Here is a 25,439-nt window from a genome sequence, read left to right as displayed (position 1 = left end):
AGTGGTTTTTTATGTCATAAAACATGTATATTCATACAAAAATCTATTATATTAAAGCAAATTCATGCATTTATAAGGAAAGTACTGCCTGTCGTAGGTCAAGCCTCTCATCAGCGTTATTCAGTATTTTTTGGACTATGTTTAATTTTGGGAATTGTTTGATAAATAGATATAATTTAAAGTGTCGCTATTATTACAGAAAAATGACAAATTGACGAAGGGGAGAATTTTTGGTTATGAGAAAATATTTATTTATGATCGCCCTGAGCATCTTCATGATCTTTGCACTTGCTGCCTGTGGCGGAAGTGAAGATGAAGGAGAAACGACAGGGGATACAAACGAAACGGATTCCAACGATTCCTCAGAAGAAACAGCCTATGACCTTGTAGAGGATGGACAGTTCACGTTTGCTGCTTCTGGTGAATTCAGCCCATTTAGTATGACAGATGCAAGCGGGGAAATGACAGGTTTTGATATTGATGTTGCGAATGCTATTGCGAAGGAGTTGGGCTTAGAGCCAAATCCTCAAAAACAGAAGTTTGCAAGTATCGTAGAAGGTGTGAAGACGGGCCGTTTTGATGCGGCGGTGGCAAGTCACACTATAACAGAAGAAAGACAACAGGAAGTTGATTTCTCAACACCTTACTATTATTCAGGCGCGCAAATTTTCACGCGTCCAGATAGTGATGTTGAAACACTAGAAGATCTAGAAGGAATGGAGATTGCCATTTCTAAAGGTTCGACATATAGCACGTATGCTGAAGAAGTCACTGAGAACATCAAGACTTATGACAGTGATGTTGTCGCTTTGCAATCCTTGGCAAAAGGTCGTCATGACGCTGTAATCACAGATTTCTTAACGGGTAAGGAAGCTTCAGGGAAAGGGCTTAAAATTGAAGCGAAAGAAATGATTGAGCGCAGTGAACAGGCGGTTGCTATTGCAAAAGAAAACGAAGCCCTACTTGAAGAAATCAATGCAGCTCTAGAAACACTTCGTGAAGATGGAACACTTGCTGAAATCAGTAAAGAGTACTTTGGTGAAGACATTACGACTCTGCCGGAGTAAATACTCGTTTTTCAGTTGAAGACCGAAGTTAAGAAGAGTGCGCAATGAGCGTACTCTTTTTGACATTATAGAGGAGTTGAAGTGAATTGTATTTGTATTCTGCAAACTTTTGGACAGCACTTATAGATAGTCGGGGCATGTTTTTTGAAGCCGCCCAAATGACTCTGGCCCTTACAGCGGTCTCTATTTTAATAGCAATTGTCATCGGGTTAATGTTTGCTTTCATGAAAATATCCAAAATCAAGCCGTTGGAATGGCTTGCGAATATATACATTTATGTGGTGAGGGGAACTCCTCTGATTGTTCAAATCTTCGTGTTCTATTATGGTTTAACAGAAGTGTGGATGATCAGTGGATTCTGGTCCGTAGCGCTTGGACTTGCCTTCCACAATGGTGCCTATATTGCAGAGATTTTCCGAGGATCCATCCAATCGATTGGAAAAGGCCAGACAGAAGCTGGTCGATCACTTGGAATGAGTGGTACTTTGACGATGCGTCGGATTATCTTGCCTCAGGCTTTTAGACGTGCATTGCCTCCGCTTGGGAATCAGTTTATCATTGGTTTGAAGGATTCATCGTTAGCTGCATTCATCGGTGTATCCGAGATATTTGCTGTAGCCACCACCCAAGGGGCCAATACATTCGACTATATGACCTGGTTGCTCGTAAGTGCCGTATGGTATTTGATTCTCGTATTCCTTCTGACCCTCGTTGTCAGTGCGATTGAGAAGAAAATGGCTGTGAGTGACTAACAGAGGAGGAAACACAATTGTCAGAGCAAATGATTCGAGTCAATAAATTAAATAAATCGTTTGGGGATCTACATGTACTGAAGGATATCGATTTCCATGTGGAAGAAAGTGAAGTGGTCGTACTCATCGGGGCCAGCGGGTCCGGAAAAAGTACAATGCTGCGCTGTTTGAATTTTTTAGAAATGAAAAACAGCGGGGAGCTCTTTATTAAAGGGAAACAAATTGATCCTAAAAAAGACAATTTGAACAAAGTAAGACAACAAGTAGGAATGGTCTTCCAGCACTTTAATCTTTTCCCACACATGACGGTATTAGGCAACGTGATGGAAGCACCTACCCAAGTCAAAGGAATAGCTAAAAGTCAGGCGAAAAAAGAAGGTCAGGAGCTCTTAGAAAAGGTTGGACTTGGCGATAAAGCCAATGATTACCCATCAAGACTCTCAGGTGGACAGAAACAAAGGGTTGCGATCGCTAGAGCTCTTGCAATGAAACCAGAAATTATGCTGTTTGATGAGCCAACTTCCGCGCTCGATCCTGAACTTGTCGGAGAAGTTCTGGCGACAATGAAAGACCTGGCGAAGGAAGGAATGACAATGGTCGTGGTCACGCACGAAATGGGATTTGCAAGAGAAGTCGCCGACCGCGTCGTTTATATGCATGACGGAAAAATAGTAGAGTCGGGAGCTCCGAAGGATTTATTCGAAAACCCACAAGAAGAACGAACCCAAGCGTTCCTAAGCTCCATTTTATAAGACACAAAACCCCAGAGGCTACCTCTGGGGTTTTGTGTCTTATTCCTTTGAAAAGTTGTTAAAGAAAATGGCAGTATTGTTGAAGAATTGATTTCGAGACGTTTGTGGGAGTTTAGGGCTCCGGGAAAAGGTTCGCTTTCCGTGGGCGAGTGATGAGCCTCCTCGAGCTAACGCTCTGCGGGGTCTCATCTACCACGCACTTCCCACAGGAGTCTCACCGTTTCCCTCCGCCCCTTTACCATATGAGGTTCTCGAAATCGCTCTTAAAGCACCCTGCCTAGTTCTGTGTAAAATCCTCCTTAACCCGCGTCGATATAGGATTCTTAACCATAAAAGCTCCTATTACTGGGAGGTAGTTTCGAGAATCTCTTCCGGCAAGTGGGCGGAGGGGAAAGGCGAGACTCCTGCGGGAAAAAAGTGCATGGTGAGACCCCACAGGACGCAGTCCGAGAAGGCTCACCGCGCTCCCGCGGAAAGCGAGTCATTCCCCGCAGCCCCCATCCACTCAACAAAAGTCTCGAAACTGAGTCTTCAAGAATAGGGAGTTTTTGTGAATGAGTGGTTATTTCTTTTTTAGTAGATAAAAGCCAAAAGCGATAAGGACAAGTGGCCAGAAACGTTCGATCAACTGAAAAACGCCCTGAATCCATTGGAACCAAGCAGGGTTGGTTGGGGCGAACATGGCAAATAATCCGATACCAAGAAATAAAAGGGCAGGAATCAAACCATTCTTTGTTTTTCTATAATGCAATAGAAAAGCAACGCCAACAATAATAAGATACATGCCCCAGTGATCCCACCAGAAAGGGACGTGGTTAACGGCTAGGAAATGCAAACCGAATCCAGCCAGTATTACACCGGTGAACAAGGATGAATGATCTTTTGTCCAGTAGCTATGTAATAGAAAGGCCAGACCTATGAATATTACTAAAGTAGGCCATGAGTAAAATGGTGTCAGTTCGGGAATATTGAGATGACGAAGCAAATAGTAAACACCTAAGCCGATAAATAATAGTCCGATAAGGGAATTTTGCTTATTCAGCATGAACACATCCTTTTCTATTGTACAAAAATGTCACATCCTTGCGATTATGCGTAGGTTTTGGTATATTACAATCGGATTATAATTTAAAGTTCTTCTAAATAAATCGTTATTATTTTCTATATCATCTAATTTCATCCTATCATAAGGGATTCAAAATCTGTTCATATTTCTAACGAAAACTCGTCCGGATTTTGTGCTATACTAATGGATATGTGATAAGTCTTGAACGTTTAATGGGGGTAGATGAAATGCACATTTTAGCTATCGGTCTTAATTACAGAACAGCCCCTGTGGAAATTCGCGAGAAGCTCACATTTTCTGAGGATGAGCTGACAGAAGCCATGCAGCACCTCAACATACAAAAAAGTGTTTTGGAAAATGTGATTATTTCTACATGCAACCGAACGGAAATTTATGCGGTTGTGGATCAAATCCACACAGGCCGTTACTATATCAAACAGTTTTTATCCGACTGGTTCGACATCGATAAAGAAGAGTTTTCTCCATTTCTTTCTATTTACGAAACCGACGGCGCCATTGAGCACTTGTTGCGTGTAACGGCAGGTCTCGACTCTATGGTCCTTGGAGAGACTCAAATTCTCGGTCAAATGAAGCAGTCTTTCCTGCAGGCTCAGGAAGCTGGGACAACAGGAACCATTTTCAACCAGTTGTTCCGTCAAGCAGTTACTATGGCGAAAAAGGGACATAAAGAGACGGAAATCGGTGAAAACGCTGTATCTGTAAGCTACGCGGCGGTAGAGCTTGCTAAGAAGATTTTTGGTGATCTTGTCCACAAGCATATTGTCATCCTGGGTGCAGGAAAAATGGGCGAGTTAGCTGCCAAGAACCTACATGGGTCCGGGGTCCGAAAAGTTTCGGTCGTCAACCGCACGTTAGCTAAAGCTCAAAACGTAGCTGGTCAATTCAACGGACACCCGCACACGATGGACGAGCTTGAGGGTGTGTTGGAGGATGCTGATATCGTCATCAGCTCAACAGGTGCAACAGACTATGTGATTACGAAGGAAAAGATGGAACCTATTCATAAGAAACGAAAAGGGAAACCTCTCTTCTTTGTAGACATTGCTGTTCCACGAGATTTAGATCCGGCAATGGAAGCTCTGGAAAGTGTCTTCTTGTATGATATCGATGACTTGCAGGGAATCGTAGATGCGAACCTTGCACTCCGGAAACAAGCAGCAAAAGAAATTGAAATCATGATTGAAGCGGAGATTGTGGAGTTTAAGCAATGGCTGCAAACGATTGGCGTTGTTCCTGTGATTTCAGCTCTTCGTTCAAAAGCTTTAAATATCCAGGCGGAAACGATGAAGAGTATTGAAAGAAAGATGCCGGAGCTAACCGATCGTGAACGAAAAGTATTGAGTAAACACACAAAGAGTATCATCAATCAAATGTTGAAAGAACCGATCTCTCAAGCGAAGGAAATGGCAGCTCAGCCAGATTCAGAGGAAACCTTGCGTTTATTCACTCAAATCTTTGGTATAGAAGAGCAGGTGAAAAAAGAGGCGGAAGAACAAGAAAAAAAGAACAGCGCGAAGGTGAAGAACGATACAGAGGCCAGTGATTCCATCTCTATCATCAGCCCTGTAGCCCATTCATAAGGTGGAAGTAAAATGCTTGAATTCAAATGGGTTTATGAACTTATCCTTTTTCTATATGGATTGAGTATCATTGGATACTTCATCGACTTTGTACAAAATAACCGGAAGGCGAACATTACTGCCTTCTGGTTACTTAGTATGGTTTGGGTTTTACAAACCTTCTTTCTGCTTTCGCAGGTTTTTGTCAAAGATGATTTTCCGATCATGACGGTTTATGATGGATTGTATTTTTATTCGTGGATTCTAGTGACGTTCTCCCTCATCATTAACAGACTTTTCAAAGTGGATTTTCTCGTATTCTTCACAAATGTGGTCGGTTTTTTGATTATGATTATTCACATATCTACGAGGGCTCAAAATGTTTTGGAAAATAGGGGAGTGGCTCTCGTTAATGAGCTGCTTGTTATCCATGTCAGTTTAGCGATCATATCTTATGGTTTCTTTACGCTGTCGTTTATCTTTTCCGTTATGTATTTGTTGCAGTACCGCTTATTGAAGAGGAAGAAATGGGATGCAAAATTATTCCGCCTTGGTGATTTAACAAAATTGGATCACTTTTCTTATGTGGCTATCATATTAGGTGTCCCTCTGTTATTGATTGCCATCATTCTAGGTGTCGTTTGGGGATATGTCTCTACGGCAGCTTTTTACTGGTATGATTCTAAGACACTTGGATCGTTACTCGTATTACTCGTCTACATCGTTTATTTGACGCTGAGAGTTATAAAAGGGTATCAGGGACGGACGATCGCTATATTCAATGCAGCAGCATTCCTGTTTCTATTGATCAACTTCTTTTTATTTGGTTCATTATCTAACTTTCATTTTTAGTATCGAGGAGGAAATGTTTTGAGAAAAATCGTCATCGGATCACGCAAAAGTAATTTAGCGATTACACAAACAGAGTGGGTGATCGACCAGTTGAAACAGATCGATCCATCCTATGAGTTTGAAATCAAACGAATTTCGACGAAAGGTGATCAAATCCTTGACGTCACGCTTTCTAAAGTAGGCGGTAAAGGGCTATTCATTAAAGAGATTGAACAGGCCATGTATGATGGAGAAATTGATATGGCTGTTCATAGTATGAAGGATATGCCTGCAGTAGTGGCAGAAGGATTGATGGTGGCGGCTGTTCCGATTCGTGAAGATCACCGTGATGCTTTTGTTTCGAATGGGAACGTTGCTCTTAAAGACCTTCCTGCCGGAGCGATCGTTGGCACGAGTAGTTTGAGACGCGGTTCTCAAATCAAGGCCGTACGCCCAGACGTAGAAATCAAATGGATTCGAGGGAATATCGACACACGCCTCCGTAAGTGTAAGGAAGAGGACTACGATGCTATTGTTCTCGCAGCTGCAGGGTTAAAACGTATGGGCTGGGATGATGATGTTGTAACCGAATATCTAGAGCCTGATGTTTGTGTCCCTGCTGTTGGGCAGGGAGCTCTTGCGATTCAATGTCGTGAGAACGACTCAGAATTACGCGACTTCCTTAAAAAGTTGAACCATGAGTACACTGAAACGACGGTGGCTGCTGAGCGTAAATTCCTCCATGATTTGAATGGAGGCTGTCAAGTTCCTATTGGTGGTTATGCCTACCGTAAAGGCGAGGAAATCGTTTTGACAGCGCTTGTCGGTACACCTGATGGAAAGACCATCTTGCATGAAACGGTTTCAGGTACAGATCCAATTGAAGTAGGGAAAGAAGCAGCGGATCGTTTGAAAGCACAAGGAGCGCAGGAGATTGTGGATCGTGCTAAAGAGGAGTATGACCAATAATGCAGCCATTGCAAGGGAAGAGAATTCTCGTGACGAGAGGACAGTCCCAAGCACGCTCATTTATTGAAAGAATAGAAGCAGAAGGTGGAGTTGTCTATCACACTCCCCTTCTCTCCTTCCAATTGAATGATTCTGAATCTCATCAAGAGATTTTGAAACGACTTCACGACTATTCCTGGGTGTTTATCACAAGCGCGAATGGCGTGAAGTTTTTTTTCGAGCTTCTGAAAAAGTACAAGATTGAGGTTCCACCATCTCTTAAATTCGCCATCATCGGATCTAAAACCGAGAAACGTTTAAATGATTTTGGATTTAAGGCTGATTTCATCCCTTCAAAATATCATGCGTCTTCGATGGGGAAAGAGTTTTTTTCCAGCCAGCCTCAGCCTGGCAATATTTTGTACATAAGAGGAAATCGTTCAAGAGACGCTCTTCCTCGCATGTTTAATGACAAGGGTGTATTTTTCCATTCCATGACCGTGTATGATACGCTACTAGTGGAAGAAAAAAAGCCTGAACTCCTTGCGTGGATTCAGGAACGAGAGATTGATGCATTAACCTTTACAAGTCCGTCGACCGTACGTGCATTTGTGTCTATGGTCCAGAATCAAGGTGGAGAGATTCCTTGTTTCTGTATCGGTCCGACGACAGCTAAAGAAGCAAAAAAATGTGGGTTTACCAACGTTCACGTTCCCGATCAGTTCACTATCGCCCATATGTTAAAACAAATGACTTACTATTTTTCTAACGAAGGGAAAAGATAAATATGAAAGATTTGCAGTTCAAACGCCACCGTCGCTTGCGCCGAACGGATTCCATGAGAGCGCTTGTGAGAGAGACCCATCTTCGTACGGAAGATTTAATCTACCCGATCTTTGTTGTAGAAGGAGAAGACATCAAAAATCCAGTTGCTTCGATGCCGGGAGTCCATCAAGTCTCCCTCGATCACTTGAATGAGGAAATGGACGAGCTGGTCGGGTTGGATATTAAATCTGTCATTGTCTTTGGTGTACCAGCAGAAAAAGACGACGTAGGAAGTCAAGCCTATCACGAAGAGGGGATTGTCCAACGTGCCATCCGTCAAATTAAAGAAGGTTTTCCTTCCTTAACCGTGATTGCGGATACGTGTCTATGTCAATATACCGATCATGGTCATTGTGGAATTGTCCGCGATGGAGATATTGCCAATGATGAGTCTTTAACTTACATTACGAAAACAGCGATCACTCAAGCGGAAGCAGGCGCTGACATCATTGCCCCATCGAACATGATGGATGGTTTTGTTGCGGCTATTCGTGAGGGCCTTGATGAAGCAGGGTTCAGTCACATCCCTGTCATGTCTTACGCTGTTAAATATGCTTCTTCTTTTTATGGTCCATTCCGCGATGCGGCTCATAGCTCTCCTCAATTTGGTGACCGCCGTGCTTACCAAATGGATCCTGCGAACCGCCTGGAAGCGTTAAGGGAGGCAGAGTCGGATGTCGAAGAAGGTGCAGACTTCCTGATCGTTAAACCGGCGCTTGCTTATCTTGACATCATGCGCGAAGTGAAAGATCGTTTCAACTTGCCACTGGTCGCCTACAATGTCAGTGGGGAGTATTCCATGATCAAAGCAGCAGCTCAAAATGGCTGGGTAAATGAAGAAGAAATGGTTCTTGAAAAACTCACCTCTATGAAACGAGCAGGCGCTGATCTCATTATTACTTATTTCGCTAAAGATGCAGCTCGTTGGTTAAATCAATAACGCGGACAGAAAGGGTGTCGTAAAATGAAAACATTTGATCGTTCAAAACAAGCCTATACGAAAGCAGTAGACTTAATGCCAGGTGGAGTGAACTCCCCTGTACGTGCATTTAAATCTGTGCAGATGGATCCGATTTTTATGGAAAAGGGTGCAGGTTCTAAACTCTATGATCTCGATGGCAATGAATACATCGATTATGTCTTAAGCTTTGGTCCATTAATTTTAGGCCATGCCGATGAAAAGGTGACAGAAGCCTTAACCAAAGCGACAGCGAATGGGACGAGCTTCGGTGCTCCTACAGAAATGGAAAACGAATTGGCTTCCCTTGTAAGAGAACGGGTGCCCTCTATTGAAATGCTGCGTATGGTGAACTCAGGAACAGAAGCGACGATGAGTGCCCTTCGTGTGGCTCGTGGGTACACAGGCCGCGATAAAATTTTGAAGTTTGAAGGAAATTACCATGGCCATGGAGATTCCTTGCTGATCAAAGCAGGCTCTGGCGTAGCGACTCTTGGACTGCCGGACTCTCCCGGTGTACCGGAATCCATTGCGCAAAATACGATAACGGTCCCTTACAATGACTTAGAAAGCGTCCGATACGTTTTCGAAGAGTTCGGAGACGATCTAGCTGCTGTCATTATTGAGCCTGTTTCCGGAAACATGGGTGTCGTCCCACCAAATGATGGCTTCCTGCAAGAGTTAAGAAAGATGACGGAAGACAATGGGACGGTCCTGATCTTTGATGAAGTTATGACTGGTTTCCGTGTTGGATACTACAGTGCTCAGGGCCACTTTGGTGTGACTCCTGACATGACTTGCCTTGGAAAAGTAATTGGAGGCGGTCTTCCTGTAGGCGCCTATGGTGGAAAGCGAGAAATCATGGAACGGGTCGCTCCTGTTGGAGATATCTATCAAGCCGGTACGCTTTCTGGCAACCCGCTCGCGATGACGGCAGGCTATGAAACCATCTCCGCTATGACGGAAGAAGCATATGCTTCCATTAACAAAAAAGTAGATCGCCTGATTGAAGGTTACGAGGAAGCCGCTGAAAAACACGACATTCCACTGACAGTGAACCGGGCGGGTTCAATGGTCGGGTTCTTCTTTACAAACGAACCTGTAACGAACTTTGAAACAGCCAACCAATCCGACTTGGAATTGTTCACGCGTTATTTCCAGGGAATGATTGAAGAAGGTGTGTATTTACCGCCTTCTCAATTTGAAGGGTTGTTCTTGTCTGTCAAACATACGGACGAAGATATCGAGAAAACAATTCAAGCGGCTGAGAAAGTCTTTTCACAAATTAAAGGATAATAAAAGCGCATGGGGAATCCCCATGCGCTTTCGTTATGTATATTACTCTAACTCTCGCATAAGGTGGTAATAGAGAAAAGTGTTTATTACCTTAGGGAGGGGACCGTACTTTGCAAAACAAACAAAATGTATTTTCCTTTTATTTAGATGAATCCATATGGTTCAAGGAAGGACAGGGCGTTCGCGAGTTAATCGGCATATCATTAGAACCTGAAATTACCATTGAAGAGCTTGGAGATGAGGTCCGGTTGAAAGGGACTGTCGATCTTGCAGGCGAATACATTCCAACTGGAAGCCAGGATGCGCAGGATGAAAGTCCTCTTGCACCTTCTGTTCGAACCATGGATGTAGTCGAACCATCAGAAGAAGGGATTCATACGTTCAGCCACTCTTTCCCAGTGGAAATCACTGTTCCATTAGAAAGGGTATCGAATTTGGAAGATGTGCTCATCGACATCGAAAGTTTTGATTACGAACTTCCAGCCAATCGTCAACTTCGCCTTCATGCCCATGTGAATATAAACGGACTGGAAGAAAAACAACTAGAAGCATCTAATGAACCGACGTTTGATGAATCCGCGACGGTCGGTCCGGTCAATTTCCAAGAACAAAGTCCAAAAGAATCTCCTGTCCTGCCAGAACGTGAAGCGCCTATTTTTCGGATTGATGAAAAAGATGAAAGTGAGCATAAAGAAGACGATGATGATGGCCGTTGGTTTTATAAGAAATCACAAAGTTTTCCAGAGTTTTTTGGTCATGCTCAGGAAAATACCCAGTTACCTCCTGAAGAGCCTTCCTATGATAGTAGCGAATGGGGCGAAGTCAGTGTAGAAGAGTCCAGCAGCGAAGAATCCGATCAAGAAAGTGCTCAGGCACCTGGAGGCATGGACGGGATCAAACAAATCTTCAAACACCTGTTCCCGAACAGGGAGGACACGTACACACAGATGAAAATGTATATTGCCCAGGAAGAAGAAACGCTGTCCTCTATTGCGGAAAAGTATGAGGTATCTGTGAAACAATTAGAACGAGTCAACGATTATAAAGATGACGTTTCTCCTGGGCAGATTGTGTATATTCCGAACTAAATCCATTTATATTTGAAAGCGAGATACAAACCCAGGACCAATCCGAGAAGGAAGATATCGAAAGTAGTCGGGAAGATAATGGTTCGTAGTGCCTGGAAAATAACGATGGGAAGTAAGGATTTTTCAATGACAAACAACCAGGTTCTGCACCATGGAGGCAGACGATAACGATACAAACGACTCATAAAAAGCACCTCTTTTCATAGGAGAATAAAGGCTCCTGGGCAATCTGCTCAGGGGTTTTCGCCTTTTTCTTTGACAGAGTTGACTAAATGCCTCTTTTTTATATACAATATGTATTATAGTCTTTATACGTGAAATGCTTAGATAGGGAAGAGTACATGAACAATTCCTTCAGAGAGGAAAACAGTTGGTGAGAGTTTTCCAGGAACCCTGTTGATGGAAGGTCGCCCTTGATGCAGCTTCTTTGAACAACGAGTAGGAGAAGCCGGTTAGAAGCCGTTATTTTTATTTGAGTGTACAGGAATGACTTCCTGTAAATTAAAGGTGGTACCACGGAAATGAAACCCTTTCGTCCTTTTTAGGATGAAAGGGTTTTTTATTTTTATAAAGAGAATAAAAGGAGGAAGATCGAATGGATCAAAAAGATCTTTCAATGCCTACAAAGTACGATCCGGCAACCGTAGAAAAGGACCGGTATCAATACTGGGTAGATGGTAAATTTTTTGAAGCAACAGGAGATAAAAACAAGGAACCTTATACAATCGTCATTCCACCGCCGAACGTTACAGGGAAGCTGCACCTCGGCCACGCGTGGGACACGACATTGCAGGATATCTTGACACGTGTGAAGCGGATGCAGGGATATGATGTACTCTGGCTACCGGGCATGGACCATGCGGGAATTGCTACACAAGCAAAAGTAGACGCAAAACTTCGTGAAGAAGGCATCTCTCGTCATGATCTCGGCCGTGAAAAATTCCTCGAAAAATCGTGGGAGTGGAAGCATGAGTATGCGAAATTCATCCGTGCCCAGTGGGAAAAGCTTGGACTTGGACTTGATTATTCTCGTGAACGGTTCACTCTTGATGAGGGTCTTTCAGAGGCTGTTAAAGAAGTTTTTGTAACTCTTTATGACAAAGGCCTGATCTACCGCGGAGAATATATCATCAACTGGGACCCTGCCACGCAGACGGCTTTGTCTGATATCGAAGTGGAGTATAAAGATGTGCAAGGTGCGTTTTACCATATGCGCTACCCGTTGAAAGATGAAGAAGGCACGATTGAGATTGCAACCACTCGTCCTGAGACGATGCTTGGAGATACAGCCATTGCCGTTCATCCGGAAGATGAACGTTACAAGCACCTGATCGGTAAAAAAGCGATCCTGCCGATTGTTGGTCGGGAAATCGAAATTGTCGCTGATGATTATGTCGATATGGAGTTTGGTTCTGGGGCTGTGAAAATCACTCCAGCGCACGATCCTAACGACTTTGAAATTGGGAACCGTCACAATCTAGAGCGAGTTCTTGTCATGAATGAAGACGGAACGATGAATGAAAATGCCGGCAAGTATAAGGGTATGGATCGCTTTGAATGTCGTAAACAAATTGTTAAGGACCTCCAGGATGATGGTGTTCTCTTTGAAATTGAAGAACACTTGCACTCCGTTGGTCACTCTGAGCGAAGCGGAGCCGTCGTTGAACCTTATCTTTCCACGCAATGGTTCGTTGATATGAAGCCACTTGCTGATGCGTCGATCGACTTGCAAAAGGGAGACGATCAAGTACAGTTTGTTCCTGATCGATTTGAAAAGCCATATCTACACTGGATGGAGAACACAAGAGATTGGTGTATTTCCAGACAATTATGGTGGGGCCATCGTATTCCTGCCTGGTACCATAAAGAAACGGGCGAAATTCATGTCGGTAAAGAAGAGCCGAAAGATCCGGAAAACTGGAAACAGGATGAAGATGTCCTGGATACTTGGTTCTCTTCCGCCTTATGGCCTTTCTCTACGATGGGATGGCCTGATGAAAACAGTGAAGATTATAAACGTTACTTCCCAACCAACGTACTCGTTACAGGATATGACATCATTGGTTTCTGGGTAAGCCGCATGATTTTCCAATCCCTAGAGTTTACAAACGAGCGTCCATTCAACGATGTTCTTATTCACGGTCTTGTTCGTGATGCTGAAGGACGCAAGATGAGTAAATCGCTTGGAAATGGTGTCGATCCGATGGATGTCATTGATAAATACGGGGCCGATTCACTTCGTTATTTCTTATCCACTGGTTCATCTCCTGGTCAGGACTTACGCTTCCACTGGGAGAAAGTAGAATCAACTTGGAATTTTGCCAATAAGATTTGGAACGCTTCCCGTTTTGCCTTGATGAACATGGGCGACTTAAAGCATGAAGACATTGATATCACAGGTGAAAAATCAGTTGCTGATCAATGGATTTTGACTCGTCTCAACCAGACGATTGAGCAAGTGACGACGAACATCGATAAATATGAATTCGGTGAAGCTGGCCGTCACCTATACAACTTCATTTGGGATGACTTCTGTGATTGGTATATTGAAATGGCGAAACTGCCATTGTATGGAGAAGACGAAGCGCGTATCCATACGACCCGCTCCATTCTTGCGTACACGCTCGATCAGACGATGCGTATGCTGCACCCATTCATGCCATTCATTACAGAAGAAATCTGGCAGCACCTTCCTCATGAAGGAGAGTCCATTACACAGGCTTCATGGCCGGTGGTAAGAGAGGATTTCCATAATGAAGAAGCGGTTGAAGAAATGAATCGTCTTGTTTCCATCATCCGATCTGTGCGTAATATCCGTTCAGAAGTGGACACACCGATGTCCAAGGAGATCCAGTTGATGATCCAGGCGAAAGACGACGATATCGTCAAAGAGCTTGAGAAGAACCGTGACTATTTAGAAAGATTCTGCAACCCTAGTGAACTGACGATTGCAACAGACTTGCAGGCACCTGAAAAAGCGATGTCTGCCGTCATTACTGGTGCGGAATTGTATCTTCCATTAGCAGGATTGATTAACATCGAAGATGAAATCAAGCGTCTTGAGAATGAATGGAAGAAATGGGATCAAGAAGTCACACGTGTTCAAAAGAAACTTTCCAACGAAGGTTTCGTAAGCAAAGCCCCAGGACATGTCGTTGAAGAAGAACGCAAAAAAGAAACAGACTATCTTGATAAGCGTGCCAAAGTAGAAGCACGAATCAAAGAGTTAAAAGCATAAAGAAGGAGGAGGGTATTCTACGGAGTACTCTCCTTTTTTGAAAAGAGGGAATAGAAATGGATTATGAAGATGCAATTGCTTGGATTCACTCTAGAGAAAAATTCAAAGTGAAGCCAGGGTTGAAGCGAATGGAATGGATGATGGAGAGGCTGGATCATCCAGAGAAAAAATTCAAAGCGGTCCATATCGCGGGAACGAACGGGAAAGGGTCCACGCTCTCTTTTCTCCGGTATATCCTAAAAGAGCAGGAAATGTCCATCGGTACTTTCACCTCACCTTATATAGAGAAGTTCAATGAGAGAATCAGTGTGGATGGACGTCCGATTGAAGATGAAGAATTGGCTGAACTAGTTCTCAGAGTCAAACCTTTATCTGAAGAATTGAGACAAACCTCTTTAGGAGAACCTACGGAATTTGAAATCATAACAGCGATGGCCATGCTTTATTTTTCCGAGGCTCCGCTTGATATTGTATTGATTGAAACAGGTTTGGGAGGAAGGTTTGATTCTACAAATATCCTAACCCCTGTGCTATCCCTTATTACAAATATCGGACATGATCATATGAATGTTCTAGGTGCTACAATAGGAGAAATTGCAGTAGAAAAAGCGGGAATCATCAAACCTGACATTCCTGTAGTTACTGGAGTCAAGCAGCAGGAAGCTATAAACGTAATCACTAAAAAAGCGCGGTCATGTGATTCAAAGGTGTTCAGACTTGGCATGGATTTTGAAGTTACTCATCGATCTAGTAGTGATGAAGGAGAGAGTTTTGTTTTCTCAAATGAAACGTTCCATTCTGAAACCTATGTAAGTCAGATGAAAGGTCCTCATCAGGTGGAAAACGCGGCGTTGGCCCTTCAGGCCGCAGAAGTGTTAAGGTCTCTTGGGGTTCAAATTGACCGTAGTCTTTATGGAAAAGGCACGGCATCCACACGTTGGCCCGCAAGGTTTGAGAAAGTTAAGGACGCGCCTTTGACGATTATAGATGGGGCCCATAATGAAGAGGGGACGAGCGCTCTTGTAGAAACGGTGAAACGTCATTACGCAGGTAAAAAAATTGTCCTCGTCTATTCTGCCTTAGAAGACAAGCCTGTAAAAAAAATGTTGAAACAACTGGAGAGTGTTGTCGATACTGCTTATATGACAACATTTGAGTTTCCTAGAGCGTTGAAAGGGCATGAGCTTGCTGAATACTCGGAGATAACGGAAACCATCGCTATTGAAGATTACAAGCAGGCCATTCGTAAAGCCTCTTTCAATGTTGGAGAAGACGGCGTTCTGCTCATTACAGGATCGCTATATTTTATATCTAAAGTCAGGAAATATTTTGAAAGTAAAGAAAATTCGTGATAGGATAGTAATGTTCTGAATTTCTCATGGTAAAATAGTCGTGCGTAAATGTAGGTCTTTAGGGTGGGGTGGTAGGATGACGAAGCAAAAGAAATATGCCGTTTGGTTTGTGTGGGCAGCTATTTGGCCTGCTAGTTTAGTTTACTTGTACTTATGGTTATCCCCCGTTATAGAAGGAAATAGGGTAGAAATTGCTGCCTTTATCATCCTTGCTTCCATCGTAGCTTTATTTCCGCTGCAAATCGGAGACCACCCCGTATTTTTTACGCAGGGGATCGCATTTGCAGTTTTTTTATATTATGGACTTTTTATAGAGATCATTGTTTCTCAGGTGGCTATCTTAGCATTAATGGCAAAAATGAGACTCGGTCGGACAAACCTGCACCGATTACCGATAAATTTGTTTATGTTTTTACTGATTTCAGTGGTCTCCGCGGGAATCTATTACGCCCTCGGAGGAACACACGGCCCATCAGCTGTGAATGATATAGGCGATGCCGTACCCATCGTGAGTTATGCACTCTCCCAAATTGTCCTCAACCAATTCTCAATAAAATTTGTAGCAAAAGTCCTTTATAATAAAGAGATTAAATGGCTCGATAAAGGTTTTGCCTGGGAACTGTTGACGTCAAGTCTTGTCCTGCCCATTGGCTTTGTCCTTTATATAGTTTACACAGAGTTTGGAATGAGTGGAATTTTCTTTGTCGGCATTCCTTTCGTTTTTATTTCAGGGATGTTGATGCTTTACCATAACAGTAATCAAGTGAATACATATCTAAGAAAGACGAGTATCATCGGACATGAGCTGACAGGAAAACTCGGAGTTAAAGAAGTGCTTGATATTTTTGTCGATCGATTGAGCGAACTCCTTCCTGTGGATTATATTTATGTCTATGACGTTAATAAGAACAAACGGATGGAGCTGATCCGTTTCTTTGATCGATCGGGTGAAATTGATTTTCCTAATATTCAACTTTCCATGGGGCAAAGCATCAGTGGCAATACATGGCAGGAAGGTAAGAGTGTCTTTTATAAAAAGAAATCGGAATGGTCCCACTTAGAAAATCAATATACTCCTGACCGTGCTGAAACGGTATTGTCTGTACCCGTTGAGAGAAATGGAGAAATTGTTGGGGTCATTACCATTTACTCAACCAAAAAGCGAGCTTTCCTACAATTTCAGTTTATGATTTTAAATATACTGGGCAACTATTTAGGTGTGGCGATAGATAATGCTCGACATTATGAGAAAACGAAAGCAGAAAGTGAGCGTTGTGCTCTTACTGGCCTATACAATTATCGTTATTTTGAGGACCATATCGTGAACATCTTTAAAATGAATCAAAGGCAAGAAAGAGGAGCGCCGATTTCCCTCGTTTTATTGGATATTGATCACTTTAAGCGTGTGAACGATACATACGGACATGAAAGTGGCAATGAAGTCCTCGCTTCACTATCAGATAGACTTCAAGAGGTAGTGGGTGGACATGGGACACTTGCAAGGTATGGTGGAGAGGAATTTGTGATTCTTTTGCCAGGGTATTCTCAAAGTGAGGCATTAAAAGTAGCCCATTCCATACGCGCGAGGATCATACAAAAACCTTTTATTTCTAAATTACATATTCATGAATCACATGAGCCTGTATCTATCTCAGTGACAGCGAGTATTGGGGTAGCTACTTATCCTGATCATTGTGAAGAAGCTTTTGATTTAATTCGTCAAGCGGATCGAGCGATGTACATAGGGGCGAAACAAAGAGGGCGAGATCGTGTGGCAAGCTACAAAGAACTGATTGAAACTGTTCAATGACTAATGTTGGACAGTTTTTTTGTAAGCTTAATAGGTAATTTGTCGAATTCTCACAGGACAAAGTCCTATATTTACGATATAATTTTGATAATAGATGCAAAATGGGGGAGAAGGCGAATGCCTGATTTTGGGGAAGAGAAAGCATTCTCACTTGTAGAAGTGATTGTTGCCATGGCCTTACTTCTTGTCATATTCATTGTTTCGACACAAATCATTATGAATACAATAACACAATCAAATACGATTGATGAGGACTTTACGACCATGGAAATTGCAGACGGTGTACTGAAAGCCTATCAATCCAAATCTCTCGAAGATTTGGACGATCATAAAGGCAAGGGAGAAATACCAGTGAACATCCCTGATCTGCTAGAATTGCCAGCCGGCAAAAAAGTCGAACAATATGAAGGGCATGTGCTGGTGACAGATCCTGATGAGACTAGTTTGACTAACTACTTAACGAAAATCGTCGTTACGGTCTCAGCGAACAATAAAGAGACTCAATTAGAAGGATATGTAGAGAGATGAATATTAAAAGCGAAAAAGGCATGACTTTAGTAGAAATTTTAGCCGTAGTCAGCCTCTCCATGATTGTTATGGCAGCTGCTTATCATGCATTTTATTTTGTCACAGGTGCCGTTGAAACGTCATCGACTAAAACGGAGCTAAGAAAAGAGGCAAATATACTCATCTTAAGTTTAGAGGAAAACTTGATCAACGTCGATTCCGTTAAAGTCCAAAATGCGGATACAACGACCTTTCAAGCATTCACTGCAACAGCGGCTCGTTTAAATGGAATGGGTGAAGATTCAGTCTTTACTTACATAGAAGAAACGACAGATGTCTCCATTCAAAATGGTCATTTACTTATAGACGATATTCAACAAAATGCTGATGATATGGACTTATCCAATACAACATTCGAGCTTAATGGTGATAAATTGACGGTCCATTTAGAAATTTTTAAAGAAAATACAGATGAAACCTACAGCCTGGTAAAAATCTTCCGCTTAGGGACTGAGTGATAGAAATGAGAAATTCTTTTAAAAATGAAGATGGCTATGTCCTTGTTACCGTTCTAATTATGTTTGTCATCTTTAGCATCTTAGGCTTGAGTTTGATGAGTTATACAATCGGTTCTCAGCAGTTTTCTTCTGCTAATACAGATTTCATTGAGACGAAAGCGGATGCTGAAATGACAGTGCAGGAAGCTCAGGCCCATATCATGAAAGGTGTCGATGAAATCAATGATGATCTTGCTGAAGCGACCCCTGGTTTAGGTGGAGTCATCAGTAGAATCAATAGTGTTATTCATCAAGCAGAGCAAAGACTGGGTGATGAAGGGCTTATTAAGAAAAAAGTCTTGAAAGATGGCGAGAATGGTGTGTTTTTGCAAAGGATCGATATAGAGGTTGATGTAGAAAGTTCAGATAAAACGTTAGTCCGTACATTTACGATTTCTACGATCGCTGATGTATTCAGGTATGGGGCAGTAACTCCAGGGGACATGCGTTTGAACGGAGCGCCTTATATTAAGGGTGATGTATTCGTTGGTAATGATTTAAGGTTACATGATGAAGCATATTTCATATCTGGCTATGGTCGTTGGGCTGAAACTTCCTATCCATCTATCAAGGGTGACTTATCAGTAAAGGGACGCTATGAAGTTCCGGGATGGCTTTGGGAATGGAGAATATTAGAAGAGGATTTGGACTCTTACTTTGAGATAAAACCTAGAATAGTAGATGAAAACCCAGATGTTGCCCCGTTAAAGGTATTAGAATATATCACTGAAAAAAGAAACGATCCAATGGGCGATATAACCACGAGAGGTTACCCTGGCAACATAGATGAGATTGATGGTTATCAGGTCATTAAAAGAGGTTACGAAAGACAGGGGAAATCTCCAAAAGCTCCTGATCGGTTCTATGGTGATACTTATATTCGTGGAGACCTTAAACTAAAAGGGTCTAATTTAAAAGTGGGTGGGAACTTAATTGTGGACGGAGATATTACTATTGAACCAGATGGAAATGATGAGTCCTCTCTCTCCGTTGATGGATCCATATATGTTCATGAGAATGCTAAATTAACTGGAACAGTCGTGTTGCCAGAAAATAAATTCATGTATATCAATGGATATCCCAAAAATGAGAATTGTAATGGAAACAATACTCAAAACAACAAGTGCGGTATTTATATAAGCGACTTGACCTTTCAAGGAAGCATTTACACAAACCATGAGATTGATATAAGTGAAGACTTAAATATGAACGGAACGCTTTACACTCGTTTAGGCGGACGTATTGAAAATTTATCTAACGAAAGTGGCGGAACACTCGTTGTAGTAAGTGAAGGTAAATTGACGATTGCTAACAATAATTTGTATAACAATGAACCGAAAGTCATAAATGCCTTCTTTTATACGAACAGCGATTTGGATATCTACGGTGTTGGCTCAAACTTGAAAATCCGTGGAGGCGTATATGGAAGGAATGTAACATTAAATGCTGTTAAAGGCTCATCCAGTGATGAGTATTTTCATGGTTCCAGTAATTTCTCAAGTAGTCGTGACCCCTTGTATGTACAGAACAATCAAGATTCTATTAATCCTCAATTGTCCAGGCTGACTATAGAGTATGCTCAAGAACTTATTCTAAATCCACCTGATGGCATACCTACTGTCGATAAAGTCACAGTAAAACAAATAGATTCTCACTTTTATGATCAATAAGGGAAGGAGGAGCAATCATGACAGACATATACATATGGTTAGTTACCATTGCTTTAGCATCTATCATCCTTCGATTTATACCCATAAACCTGCCTATGAAGGGACGGATGATTTTATGGCTTACAGGATCATTAATTAGTTCTTTAGCTCTTCTGGCAACGATTACATATACTTTCTGGATGGGAATTCTTGCAACGCTTGTACTCGGAATTGTGTTTACTGTTCTCTTGCAAGAAAAAGCATCTCAGGTGTTTGCTGGCCAAGATAACACTGGTGTAACACCAGGTGTACAAAAGAATACCCCTCATACAGAAGACTATGATTATGGATACCAGAACGAAGAGGATGAAGAACATATTTTAGAAGGTGAGAATTCGGAAGGGTTTGGGGGTCCTATATCTGAAGAGGGATCTGTTCAGATTGAAGGTTTATCATATAAAAACCTGGAAACGAAAGAAGAACAAGGCATTCCCGCGCTTGAAACAATAGGGGAAGAAGGAGAACATTCACGGTCAAGCGATGTTGAAGTTAACTGGAATGAGGATGAAGAAGCCATTCAAGAGAATGATGATTTAACTGAAGATTCATCTGTAGAAGATATACAAACCCAGGAAGATAAGTTCAATTTCTCCGAGGGCGATGAAGAAGCTCTTTTATTAGATGAAGAGCTTGCCCAGTTAAGAATGGAAGAAGAAAGTGAAGGATATGGAGAGGACCTTGAGAATTCGGAGGACGCTACAGAAGAAGAGTTAATGGCGGAAAGGAATTTTCATTTAGATATCGAAGAAAACGATCTCGAACTTGAACTCATTAAGGCTGAAGAGCTTCCAAGTGATATAGATGATACACACGACAGTATTGTTGAAGAAGATTTAGAATCTGAAGAAGAAATCATAAATGAAATCAACGAATCAACAGATTCTGACAAAGATATTACCCGGGAAATGAACAAACAGGAAGAAGAAATGTCTGTAGATAATCAGGAAGAAATCATATACCCGATCACTAATCATGATATAGACCCAGATATTGAAGATAACGAAGATAGTCTTGCTCTTGAAGAAGATTATGAAGAAGAACTGATAGCAGATGAAGCGTTAAGGAAACAGTTGCTTGAGTTAATGATTGAAAAGATTGAATATATGGAAGAACAAATGACAGGAGTGGAGTACGAGAATTATGTTAAAGCTCATCTATCTGAGAAACTACCAAATTTGGAATACTACTCAATCTCTAAATTCTTAATAAAGTATTACATTAAGAACGAAAAAACAGATGAGCTTGTACTTTTTGTAGGTGAGTTGATTGATAAGTTCGCATCATACTCGCTGCTTATCGAAGAGTTAAGGTATGTACTTCAACAACAAGTTCAATATACAAAATAATGATGGGTGTGTAGAGAGAACATGAAAAAGAGCATAGAAATGATCGGATTTCCAATTATCAGCATCTCAGCCGGTGAAGAAATCGGTCGTGTGAAATCAATCGTAATCAATCCAGAAAAAGGTTCTGTTGATTTTTTGACGGTGGAGCATGAAGACTGGCAAGTGAGCGTAAAGGCGATTCCATTCCAAAAAATCATCGGAATCGGAAAATATGCGATTACGGTAGAGAGTACGCATTCCATTTTGGATTTAAATGAGATCCCGATTGCGAATCAACTGATTAACAAAAAGGTTTATATTAAAGGTGCTCAAGTTATGACTCGTGTTGGGGAATTAGTGGGAGAAATCACGGAGTACTATGTAAATGAAACGAATGGACAAATTATTTCTGTAGATGTGACAACAGGAGATCAAGATAGTATAGAAGTTTCATCTGAGTACATTATTACCTATGGTGAAAACCTGATCATACTGAACGAAGAGTTTTCAACAGGAGAAGTGGAAGCTAGTAGTCCAAAAGAAGCTTCCGCACCAGTAGAAATAAAGAAATCTTTCCATTTCTCAACAACCGCTAACCAGGAGCGTGTGAATGATCTCGATCGTAAGCAGGATGAATTGTTGGAAGGGAAACAAGCGACAAAAAACATTGTGAATTCTCAGGGTGAAACCGTAGTCACAGAAGGAACGGTTTTAACCAAGACTGAAATTGATCAATTAAAACAGTACGGTCCAAGCGTCATGGTTGAATTGAGCATGAATGTGAAGTAATGCAAATAGATCCAGAGGAGATGTTAAAAGTTGAAACAATCATTGAATCTTAAGCTGCTTTTTTTAGTGGTTGCTGTTGGTATGTCGATGTTTCTTTTTACAATCGGAAGTTCAGCAGCTATTCAATATGTCACCACTGGAAAACACCTCCCGGAGAATACTGTGATTGCTTCCGTCAATGTATCAGAAAAAAGTAAAGAAGAAGCGGTACAACTGCTTTCAGAAAAAGTACAGAACTGGAAAGAAAACCATTCGATTGTAGTTAAATTGGATGGGAAAGAACTGACCATTGATCCGGACATGATCCAGTTCGATGTAGCATCAACTGTTGAACAAGCTATGGATACAACCATTCGAGATTTGCAGGTTACCGTTAATGAGTCTTATGTGACGGATTTGAAATCTTATATGAATGATTCACTTGCTTCAGTGTTTTCTCAGGAACAATTCATTGAAACTGTGAAAAGAGATGCAGCACAATTGGTAGATTCCCCTTTAGAGTATGTCGCTTATGACTTTGTTGAGGGAAATACGGCCTCTCTTTACGAGAGCATTGGTAGTCAAACGGCCGCTGTGCCACAAGAAACAAGCATGGATCGGGCTGTGAAACTATTTGATGAAGAAGAGCTTGAAGATGGCGCTGTCTTTTCCTTCAACCGCTTGTTAAATATTGATGGAGTGTACGATGAAGTTTCGCTGGATGTGCTGGCTTCTGCGATTTATGGAGCGAGTGTTAAAGCAGGAATGATCATACAGGAAAGACATATCAGCCACCGATTGCCCGAATACGCAGAAATTGGTATGGAAGCGAATGTAGACGTTAATCAAGACCAGGATCTGAAAGTGTACAACCCATTCTCTGGGGACTATCAACTGTCTGTAAGTGTAGAAGGTGGAAATGTTGTTGTCCATTGGATCGGATACCCGACAACCTCAGATTTTCATGTTCAGTTGTTGGATCGGGAAGAAATATCTCCTAAAACGATCATCCAATATTCTTCTCTTGTTAATAGAGGGACATACAATCTTTTACAAGAAGGGGAAAATGGTGAGGTTGTGTCCGTTTATCGTATTGACAGATCTTTATCCGATGGAGTAGAGGAGTTTATTTCAGAAGACTATTATCCACCGGTAGCTAGAGTGGAAGAACACCCTCCTGCTTCAGAGGCGAGTCCAACAGAGAATTTAGGATCGAATAATGGAGACAGCAGCTCTAATTCTAAAGATGGAAAAAATAGTGCCGAAGAAGGCGATGGGGAAGGAAATTCCAGTGATTCTAAATCATTGCAAAAGAATGAGGATGGCATTTGGGAGGTCGTTCCTGATGGAGAATCTAAGTGATGGACGAAAAAGGATGAGCCGGTCATGATCAAGAGAAAAAGGTTAGGCGATTTGTTAAAAGATGCAGGAATTATTGAAGAAAATCAGATTCAAGAAGCGCTGGAAAGCAAAATGCCGGACCAGAAGCTTGGGGACGTTCTTGTAGAAAAAGGTTTTGTGACGGAAAAGCAATTGATTGAAGTGTTGGAATTTCAACTGGGAATCCCACATGTTTCTTTGTTTCATTTTCCTATCGATCCTCATGTCATCACAATCGTCAGCAAAGATTTCGCTATTCGTAATCTTTTAGTACCTATACAACGAAAAGGAGAAGAATTGACGGTAGCCATGTCGGATCCGATGGACTATTTTTCCATTGATGATTTGAAAATATCTACTGGGTTTAAAATTTCGCCGGTCATTGCAACAAAGCATGAGATCCTTCAAGCCGTCAACCGTCATTATAATTTGAATGATTCGAGTCTTGTTGAAAATGAAGAAGACACGGATGAGGCACCTGCTATTAAGTTAGTGGATCAATTGCTTCAAGCAGGTGTCCAGCTGAAGTCGAGCGACATCCATATTGACCCCCAGGAATCGCGGGTTTTAATCCGCTATAGGATTGATGGTGTGTTAAGGACGGAGCGTACGTTACCGAAGTCTTTCCAAAACAGTCTGATCGCCCGTGTGAAAATCATGGCTAATCTAAATATTACAGAAAACCGCCTGCCACAGGATGGACGGATCAAAACGAACGTTGATCGCTCACCGGTGGATTTAAGAATATCCATCCTTCCTACGGTCTATGGGGAAAAAATCGTCATCCGGATTCTAGACCTTTCTAATGCATTAAGTTCAATCGAAGACCTTGGTTTTAATAAAATTAATGCACAGAAATATAAGCAATTGATTGAGCAGCCGTCTGGTCTCATCCTTATCACAGGCCCTACGGGTTCGGGTAAATCATCTACTCTTTATGCATCCTTGAATCGTTTGAATACAGACGATGTCAACATCATCACGGTAGAGGATCCTGTTGAGTATCAAATCGAAGGACTGAACCAAGTTCAGGTAAACACATCGATTGGATTAACCTTCTCTAAAGGACTCCGCTCGATTTTACGACAGGACCCTAACATTGTCATGGTCGGTGAGATCAGGGATTCAGAAACAGCGGAAATCGCCATTCGTGCTTCTCTGACGGGTCACTTAGTTTTGAGCACGTTACATACGAACAGTGCCATCGCTACAATTCCTCGTTTATTTGATATGGATGTGGAACCATATCTTGTCGTTTCTTCCTTATCAGGTGTGGTCGCTCAACGGCTAGTCAGAAAAATATGCCGGGATTGCAGACACTCGCATGCACTTACGGAGATGGAGAAGAAACATTTTCAAAAACGTGGAATGACGGCAGATACCATCTACAAAGGATCGGGTTGTGACAGCTGTCAAAACACGGGATACCGAGGCCGTATGGCCATTCAAGAAGTGTTAGTTATTGATGATGAAATCCGGACCATGATGATGAACAATGGCAGTATGGACCAAGTCCGGCGTTACGCATTGAAGCAGGGGATGCTTTTCCTATTAGACGATGGTTTGTTGAAAGTGAAGCAGGGACTGACGACGTTAGAAGAAGTGCTTCGCGTCGCCAAAGTCGACTAGC

The 25,439-nt window shown here is 42.0% G+C and carries 22 protein-coding genes and 1 other annotated feature; of the genes, 20 read left to right on the top strand and 2 right to left on the bottom strand.

Translation table 11 applies throughout. From position 1 onward, the window contains the following. The first annotated feature begins 236 nt into the window (after positions 1-236). The 3 genes from ACJA3J_RS15405 to ACJA3J_RS15395 all read left to right on the top strand — a co-directional run bounded on the left by ACJA3J_RS15405 (position 237) and on the right by ACJA3J_RS15395 (position 2,571). On the top strand, positions 237-1,067 hold the full coding sequence (locus ACJA3J_RS15405; RefSeq protein WP_115895290.1) for a transporter substrate-binding domain-containing protein: 831 nt from the start codon (positions 237-239) through the stop codon (positions 1,065-1,067). Positions 1,068-1,204: 137 nt separating this feature from the next. Next, entirely contained in the window at positions 1,205-1,819 is a 615-nt protein-coding gene (locus tag ACJA3J_RS15400; protein ID WP_115822637.1) for an amino acid ABC transporter permease, read from the top strand. Between the two features lie 29 nt (positions 1,820-1,848). Further along, positions 1,849-2,571, top strand: coding sequence for an amino acid ABC transporter ATP-binding protein (locus ACJA3J_RS15395; RefSeq protein WP_181898752.1), 723 nt, complete (start codon positions 1,849-1,851; stop codon positions 2,569-2,571). Positions 2,572-3,133: 562 nt separating this feature from the next. Here ACJA3J_RS15395 and ACJA3J_RS15390 read toward each other — a convergent pair. After that, positions 3,134-3,616: a LiaI-LiaF-like domain-containing protein gene (locus ACJA3J_RS15390; RefSeq protein WP_258871689.1), complete on the bottom strand. Its 483-nt coding sequence runs from the start codon at positions 3,614-3,616 to the stop codon at positions 3,134-3,136. 248 nt (positions 3,617-3,864) lie between these two features. Here ACJA3J_RS15390 and hemA point away from each other — a divergent pair, with 248 nt between their 5' ends. The 7 genes from hemA to ACJA3J_RS15355 all read left to right on the top strand — a co-directional run bounded on the left by hemA (position 3,865) and on the right by ACJA3J_RS15355 (position 11,163). Further along, complete coding sequence (gene hemA, locus ACJA3J_RS15385; protein ID WP_406944546.1) at positions 3,865-5,238, top strand: glutamyl-tRNA reductase; 1,374 nt, start codon at positions 3,865-3,867, stop codon at positions 5,236-5,238. A gap of 12 nt (positions 5,239-5,250) precedes the next feature. Further along, positions 5,251-6,069 (top strand): inner membrane protein YpjD, encoded by an 819-nt coding sequence (locus ACJA3J_RS15380; protein ID WP_089652692.1) that lies wholly within the window; start codon positions 5,251-5,253, stop codon positions 6,067-6,069. 18 nt (positions 6,070-6,087) lie between these two features. Then, the gene (gene hemC, locus ACJA3J_RS15375; protein WP_115822592.1) at positions 6,088-7,017 is read left to right on the top strand and encodes a hydroxymethylbilane synthase; all 930 of its coding nucleotides are present in this window, start codon (positions 6,088-6,090) and stop codon (positions 7,015-7,017) included. Then, positions 7,017-7,781, top strand: a complete 765-nt coding sequence (locus tag ACJA3J_RS15370) for a uroporphyrinogen-III synthase (RefSeq protein WP_406944544.1) — start codon at positions 7,017-7,019, stop codon at positions 7,779-7,781. Before hemC ends, ACJA3J_RS15370 begins: the two co-directional genes overlap by 1 nt. A 2-nt stretch (positions 7,782-7,783) precedes the next feature. Then, entirely contained in the window at positions 7,784-8,761 is a 978-nt protein-coding gene (hemB, locus tag ACJA3J_RS15365; RefSeq protein ID WP_406944543.1) for a porphobilinogen synthase, read from the top strand. A gap of 24 nt (positions 8,762-8,785) precedes the next feature. Further along, a complete protein-coding gene (hemL, locus tag ACJA3J_RS15360; RefSeq protein WP_406944542.1) occupies positions 8,786-10,075 on the top strand; it encodes a glutamate-1-semialdehyde 2,1-aminomutase in 1,290 nt (429 codons plus the stop codon). Between the two features lie 110 nt (positions 10,076-10,185). Continuing rightward, complete coding sequence (locus tag ACJA3J_RS15355) at positions 10,186-11,163, top strand: LysM peptidoglycan-binding domain-containing protein (RefSeq protein ID WP_406944541.1); 978 nt, start codon at positions 10,186-10,188, stop codon at positions 11,161-11,163. Here ACJA3J_RS15355 and ACJA3J_RS15350 read toward each other — a convergent pair. Next, positions 11,160-11,348 (bottom strand): hypothetical protein, encoded by a 189-nt coding sequence (locus tag ACJA3J_RS15350; protein WP_089652686.1) that lies wholly within the window; start codon positions 11,346-11,348, stop codon positions 11,160-11,162. The two genes, ACJA3J_RS15355 and ACJA3J_RS15350, sit on opposite strands and share 4 nt — an antisense overlap. Before the next feature lie 130 nt (positions 11,349-11,478). Beyond that, positions 11,479-11,706, top strand: a binding site (T-box leader). A 52-nt stretch (positions 11,707-11,758) separates the two neighbouring features. Between ACJA3J_RS15350 and ACJA3J_RS15345 the strand changes: the two genes are divergently transcribed. From ACJA3J_RS15345 to ACJA3J_RS15300, 10 genes are all read left to right on the top strand, one after another. After that, the gene (locus ACJA3J_RS15345) at positions 11,759-14,401 is read left to right on the top strand and encodes a valine--tRNA ligase (RefSeq protein WP_406944540.1); all 2,643 of its coding nucleotides are present in this window, start codon (positions 11,759-11,761) and stop codon (positions 14,399-14,401) included. A 56-nt stretch (positions 14,402-14,457) separates the two neighbouring features. Then, the gene (locus tag ACJA3J_RS15340) at positions 14,458-15,753 is read left to right on the top strand and encodes a bifunctional folylpolyglutamate synthase/dihydrofolate synthase (RefSeq protein WP_406944539.1); all 1,296 of its coding nucleotides are present in this window, start codon (positions 14,458-14,460) and stop codon (positions 15,751-15,753) included. Between the two features lie 76 nt (positions 15,754-15,829). Further along, positions 15,830-17,563 (top strand): diguanylate cyclase, encoded by a 1,734-nt coding sequence (locus ACJA3J_RS15335; protein ID WP_406944538.1) that lies wholly within the window; start codon positions 15,830-15,832, stop codon positions 17,561-17,563. Positions 17,564-17,680: 117 nt separating this feature from the next. Continuing rightward, positions 17,681-18,091: a prepilin-type N-terminal cleavage/methylation domain-containing protein gene (locus tag ACJA3J_RS15330; RefSeq protein WP_181898751.1), complete on the top strand. Its 411-nt coding sequence runs from the start codon at positions 17,681-17,683 to the stop codon at positions 18,089-18,091. After that, positions 18,088-18,588: a type II secretion system protein J gene (locus ACJA3J_RS15325; protein ID WP_115895281.1), complete on the top strand. Its 501-nt coding sequence runs from the start codon at positions 18,088-18,090 to the stop codon at positions 18,586-18,588. The genes ACJA3J_RS15330 and ACJA3J_RS15325 overlap by 4 nt, the downstream gene beginning before the upstream one ends. Before the next feature lie 5 nt (positions 18,589-18,593). Continuing rightward, a complete protein-coding gene (locus ACJA3J_RS15320; RefSeq protein WP_406944537.1) occupies positions 18,594-20,297 on the top strand; it encodes a hypothetical protein in 1,704 nt (567 codons plus the stop codon). A 17-nt stretch (positions 20,298-20,314) separates the two neighbouring features. Beyond that, on the top strand, positions 20,315-21,682 hold the full coding sequence (locus ACJA3J_RS15315; RefSeq protein ID WP_406944536.1) for an AzlD domain-containing protein: 1,368 nt from the start codon (positions 20,315-20,317) through the stop codon (positions 21,680-21,682). 21 nt (positions 21,683-21,703) lie between these two features. Next, on the top strand, positions 21,704-22,450 hold the full coding sequence (locus ACJA3J_RS15310; protein ID WP_115895279.1) for a PRC-barrel domain-containing protein: 747 nt from the start codon (positions 21,704-21,706) through the stop codon (positions 22,448-22,450). A 30-nt stretch (positions 22,451-22,480) separates the two neighbouring features. Next, on the top strand, positions 22,481-23,791 hold the full coding sequence (locus ACJA3J_RS15305; protein WP_406944535.1) for a VanW family protein: 1,311 nt from the start codon (positions 22,481-22,483) through the stop codon (positions 23,789-23,791). A 24-nt stretch (positions 23,792-23,815) separates the two neighbouring features. Next, positions 23,816-25,438: a GspE/PulE family protein gene (locus tag ACJA3J_RS15300; RefSeq protein WP_406944534.1), complete on the top strand. Its 1,623-nt coding sequence runs from the start codon at positions 23,816-23,818 to the stop codon at positions 25,436-25,438. Position 25,439 lies beyond the last annotated feature (1 nt).

It is taken from the genome of Halobacillus sp. SY10, assembly GCF_045401165.1.
Taxonomy (GTDB): domain Bacteria; phylum Bacillota; class Bacilli; order Bacillales; family Halobacillaceae; genus Halobacillus; species Halobacillus aidingensis.
This window is presented reverse-complemented; position numbering and strand designations above follow the sequence as displayed.